Source organism: Vibrio sp. 10N.286.48.F5, assembly GCF_041469785.1.
In the GTDB taxonomy this organism is placed as follows: domain Bacteria; phylum Pseudomonadota; class Gammaproteobacteria; order Enterobacterales; family Vibrionaceae; genus Vibrio; species Vibrio crassostreae_C.
In genome coordinates, this window is record NZ_JBFRLG010000015.1 from 1 (window position 1) to 878 (window position 878).

1 protein-coding gene is annotated in these 878 nt (G+C 43.5%); it reads right to left on the reverse strand.

What is annotated here, in order from left to right:
* Nucleotides 1-51: 51 nt before the first annotated feature.
* Nucleotides 52-878 (reverse strand): IS5 family transposase (locus tag AB4185_RS10980; protein WP_136983016.1); only part of this gene is annotated, 827 nt, incomplete at its 5' end.

The window sequence follows — 878 nt, forward strand, 5'->3', positions numbered from 1 at the left end:
GCTTTGTTTCCTAATTGGATCTCAGATAGAAACGGCCAGTATGGGTGATTATTAGGCTATTTCTATCGTTTTAGGCATACCTAACCCTGTGAGCTTATTCAACGCTTTAATCATGGCGTAGGTTTCACCAACCTGAGCATTATAGTTTCTTAAACTTAATCGCCCACCAAACAGTGTCTTTACACGGAACATAGCCGTCTCTGAAAGTGACCGTTTATGGTAACCGTACTTCTTTTTCCAATGTTTATTTGAGCCGTATAATTTCTGGCAAGCTACCGCCAGATTACGGGGGTGACCTCGTAACCAAAAAGCAGCACCTTCTCTCGGTGGAATAAGTGGAACAGCTTGTTTAATACGTATTGCTTCGTAGCATTGTCTTGTATCGTAAGCTCCATCACCAGATATCTCATTGATTCTACGACGAGTTTGATTCAGTAAATTAGGAAGAGCTTCACCGTCAGTGACATTCGATAAACTTAACTCAGCCGCAATGATTTCATGAGTGCCAGTGTCTACGGCTAAATGGAGCTTACGCCAAACTCGACGCTTCCCGTCAGTACCATGTTTTTTTACTTTCCATTCACCTTCACCGTAGACCTTTAGCCCTGTTGCATCAATGGCTAAATGCTGTATTGCGCCTCGGGTCTTTGTCTTGAATGACACATTAACCGTTTTGGCTCGTTTACTGATGCATGAATAATGAGGACATGACAACGGGAGTTGAGCGAGTTTGAAAACAGAATCGATGAATCCTTGTAACGCTCTCAACGGCATCGCGAATACTCGTTTAACCATGAGGGCGGTCGTAATGGCTAAGTCACTAAACAATCGAGGTCGACCTCGTTTACCTTGCTTGAGTTGCTTCCACTGTTGAATCG